Source organism: Nodularia sp. UHCC 0506, assembly GCF_034931045.1.
Taxonomy (GTDB): Bacteria; Cyanobacteriota; Cyanobacteriia; order Cyanobacteriales; family Nostocaceae; genus Nodularia.
Window position 1 is genome coordinate 9,656 of the sequence record NZ_JAYGHH010000003.1, and the last position, 4,247, is coordinate 13,902.

At 39.9% G+C, this 4,247-nt stretch carries 3 protein-coding genes and 1 pseudogene; 1 reads left to right on the forward strand and 3 read right to left on the reverse strand.

The window, feature by feature from the left end; genetic code table 11:
* Positions 1-243 precede the first annotated feature (243 nt).
* From VB654_RS03250 to pheT, 3 genes are all read right to left on the reverse strand, one after another.
* Positions 244-456, reverse strand: coding sequence for a type II toxin-antitoxin system HicB family antitoxin (locus VB654_RS03250; RefSeq protein ID WP_323212001.1), 213 nt, complete (start codon positions 454-456; stop codon positions 244-246).
* 2 nt (positions 457-458) lie between these two features.
* On the reverse strand, positions 459-647 hold the full coding sequence (locus VB654_RS03255; protein WP_271762089.1) for a type II toxin-antitoxin system HicA family toxin: 189 nt from the start codon (positions 645-647) through the stop codon (positions 459-461).
* Positions 648-823: 176 nt separating this feature from the next.
* Positions 824-3,283: a phenylalanine--tRNA ligase subunit beta gene (pheT, locus tag VB654_RS03260; RefSeq protein WP_323212003.1), complete on the reverse strand. Its 2,460-nt coding sequence runs from the start codon at positions 3,281-3,283 to the stop codon at positions 824-826.
* 371 nt (positions 3,284-3,654) lie between these two features.
* On the opposite strand from pheT, the pseudogene VB654_RS03265 reads away from it, so the two are divergent.
* Positions 3,655-4,247, forward strand: a pseudogene (locus tag VB654_RS03265) (hypothetical protein); the annotation flags it as partial.

Sequence of the window (4,247 nt, forward strand, 5' to 3'; positions counted from 1 at the left end):
TTTCCTGTTGGCATTGCTAATTTGAAGTATGAATAAGATTTTTGAGGATGTCCCAACCCCTGTAGAGACATTTAATGGAATGTGTCTGCACCTAAATTCATACTTGGTTTCAGTTAAGGATGATTATTGCAAATTGTTCAACCATACAAATATAAGGATATTGAGTTTACTTGCGTCAACTCAACCTGATTAGTTGATTTTTTCTATATTGTCGTTACATTATCCCTACAACAGACAATAGAATTATGCAGCTACATCAACATAATCACATTCTGTTTGCGGTTGAGGAATGTTTAATCCATCTTCTATTAATGCTTCTAAGTGAAAAGCAATTGCTTCTTGAATATTTTGTTTAACTTCTTCTATTGTGTCACCAATACTCACACATCCAGGTAAATCAGGTACATAAGCAGAATAGTTTGCTGGAGCTTTTTCAATAATAATTGCATAACGCATGATCATTCCTCCAATTGTGCTTGTTTAAGAATACTTTTAAGAGTGCCAATTCCTAAATCTTTGGAATGTTTACCAGGAACAGTTACTGTTCCCAGTTTATTAGGGTGTTTATATTGACGATGACTTCCTTTAGTTCTCGACAAATACCATCCATCTGCTTCTAATATTTTGATAATTTCAGAAACTTTCATTGTTTATCTTATCATTTTTCGCGGTTTGATTTCGGCATAAAAGAACCTTACCGATATATTTTGAACTATTAAGTATTCATGCAAAATTACAGCAAACCCTACATAAATGAGGTATACCTGCACGAATAATTTTAGATTTTGGATATATTCAACCCAAAATCTAAAACTACTATTAATTAACTTCTGAGGTTAACGCCGAATTTCTCCACTAAAGCCTCACGGACTTTATTGTGAACAGGTTCCACTTCCGCCTCAGTCAGAGTGCGATCGCTTGACCGATAAATTAAGCGAAATGCTAAACTACGTTGTCCGGTGGGTACGTTTTCACCACGATATTCATCAAACAATTCCACAGATTCCAGCAGTCCCTTCGCCGCTTTATTGATGGATTTTTCAATGTCCGCCACTGAAATTTTTACAGGTGCGAAAAAGGCAATATCGCGATCGCTTGCAGGATAGGTAGAATAAGCATGGAATTTGGGAACCAAAATCTCATCTTGATCCAGCGCATCCAACAGCACATTTAAATCAAGCTGGAATACATAGACAGAATCGGGTAAACCTTTATCTTGTCGTAATTGGGGATGAAGTTGACCAAAAATACCCAGTCTGTTACCACCCACCCACAAAGAAGCCGTGCGTCCTGGATGTAAACGCTCATCGCGACAATCTGGTTGATATTCCACCTTTAAGTTAAGTTGCTCAAAGACGCTTTCTAAAATACCTTTAGCATCAAACCAAGTCATCGGGTTTTCACTGCTACCTTTTGACCATTTGCCTATTGAGCGATACCTTCGGTGAGCTACGCTAACGCCTCCCATAATACCAGCGATCGCATCAGTTTCTTGCAAACCGTCTTCTTCCTGCCAAAAAATCCGCCCCAGGTCAAAACCATTCAAAGAACCATTTCCCTGTTCCAAATTGTATTGGAAAGCATCAATCAAACCAGAAATCAAATCAGTTCGCAAAGCCGAATATTCCACAAAAAGCGGATTACTCAAAACCACCTGACGATCATTTCCCGGTTTCACCAAAGAATAATGGATAACTTCCGTTAAACCTTCCGCTCTAAAAAAGGCGCGTATCTTGCGGATTAACTCTTGTTCTAAAGATAAATAACCAGCTTCTGACTTTTCTGGTAAAGTATCACAAAAATTGTCATAGCCATAGAGACGGGCTAACTCTTCAATCAAATCAATTTCCCGTTCTAAATCGCGGTAACGATAAGGCGGAACTGTCACCGTCCAACTCCCTTCACCAGCAGATTTTAACTGACAACCTAACGCCGAGAGAATGCGCTCCACATCAGCTTCAGTGACTTCGCCTGTCTCATCTTCACCCAAATCCACTGGCCCCAGCACTTCATTAACCCTGTCTAAACGCAGAGCAATAGAACGACTCCAAGTAGATGCATCTGGGCGAGTATCAGCAATTTCCTGTTGGACAATTACGCCATTAGCTAGTTCACTCAGCAGTGATAAAGCCCGGTTACAAGCGATTTCCAACTCAGCCCGGTTGACTCCTCGCTCATATCTCCCAGAAGCCTCACTTCTTAACCCCACACTCCGAGAAGAACGACGAATAGCCACAGAATCAAACAATGCTGCTTCTAAAACTAAGCTTTGAGTACCGCTATGAACTTCCGTTTCTTCTCCACCCATCACACCCGCCAATGCAACCGGTTTATTATTGGCAGTAATTAACAAATTTTGGGTTGATAAATTGCGCGTTTGTCCATCCAGAGTTTTCAAAGATTCCCCAGAACCAGCGAAGCGAACACCAATAGTTAAACCTTCACCACCAGTAACAGACTGTAAACGGTCTTTGTCAAAAGCGTGTAGTGGTTGTCCCCATTCCCACAAAACATAGTTCGTGATATCCACCACATTATTTATAGGACGTACCCCAGCCGCCCGTAAACGCTGTTGCAACCAATCAGGAGAAGGGGCAATTTTCACCTGTTCAATGACTGTGCCAATATAAGCAGGACAGGCTTGCTGGTCATCAATTTTTAGTCCTAAATTACCCGCACCTTTTAACACTGATGTTGCACCAGGGGTAGGAATACTCAACTTACCACCAGTCAAAGCCGCAACTTCCCTGGCTATCCCCACCATACAGAGAGCATCAGCACGGTTAGCGGTTGCAGTCACATCTAAAATTACATCATCTAAACCTAATAACGGACGCACATCACTACCCAAAGACAGATTTTCCTGGGGAAAAATATGAATACCGTCTACATCAGTGGGTAAACCAAGTTCCTTTAAAGAACAAATCATCCCTTGAGATGGGACACCCCGGAGCTTTGCCGGCTTAATTTTTAAATCGATATTCGGTAAATAAGTGCCTGTAGTTGCCACTGGTACATAAATATCAGCCTTGACATTAGGCGCACCACAGACAATATTTAAAGGCTCAGATGCACCGATATCTACCTGACAAACACTTAATTTATCAGCATTGGGGTGGGGTTGACGCTCAAGCACTTTACCCACAACAACACCATTAGCCCAAGTGTTGCGGTTTTCAATGTCTTCTACCTCAAACCCAGCCATTGTCAGGGTTTCCGCCAATTCTTCCGGGCTAAGTTTAATTTCTACCAGTTCCCGCAGCCAATTTAAAGAAATACGCATGGAGTGTGCTTGCTTGTTGAAATATTGCCGAGTGCTGTAGAGAGCGAATTAAGCTCGTCTTCACAAAAGCGGGAGCAGACTAATATCTAGTCTGTCACCCCTAGCCTCTTTTGCATCTTGAATCATCCTACCGAAAATTTGGGGTGATTCTGGGGTCACTTTATTGTACAAATCACTTTATTATTGACTATGGGTGTCTCAGAATACTAGCCCTGGCAATTTGAAATCGCGTCAGCACCTGTAGATTTGAGTAGGTTTTATGTAACTCTGTGTTTATCTGTGGTTGATTATTTCTTGGTGTATCTCATCACCCTGGAATAAGCTATATAAACAAATACTCTTATACAATTCTTGACACTATTTTAATTACAATGACGGAAATTATAGCTAACTATGATGAAACCTGGAAAGAAGTAATAGGAGATTATTTTGATTCATTTCTCACCTTCTTTTACCCAGAAATCTATCAACAAATAGATTGGACTAGAAACCCGATTTCTCTAGATAAAGAATTAGAACAGATTACCGCATCTGCGGACGGCAAAACACGCCATGCTGATAAATTATTTCAAGTGTGGTTATTAGATAATCAAGAAGTTTGGATATTAATTCATGTAGAAGTACAAAGTCAATATGATAAAGAATTTTCCCAAAGAATGTTTATCTACAACTATCGAGCTTTTGACTTGTATCAAAAACCAGTTATTAGTTTAGCTATACTAGGAGATGAAACTAACAGTTGGCGACCTAGTTATTACCAATATGGTTTAGGAAGTAGTCAATTAAACTTCAACTTTTCTAGTGTTAAGCTTCTAGATTATCAGTGGGAGGAGTTAGAGCAAAGTAATAATATTTTTGCTATAGTGGTAATGGCACATTTAAAGACTAAAGCCACTAACAGCAATTTATCAGCTAGGGAACAGTGGAAATGGAACTTAGCTAGATTACTTTATGAAAGAGGTTA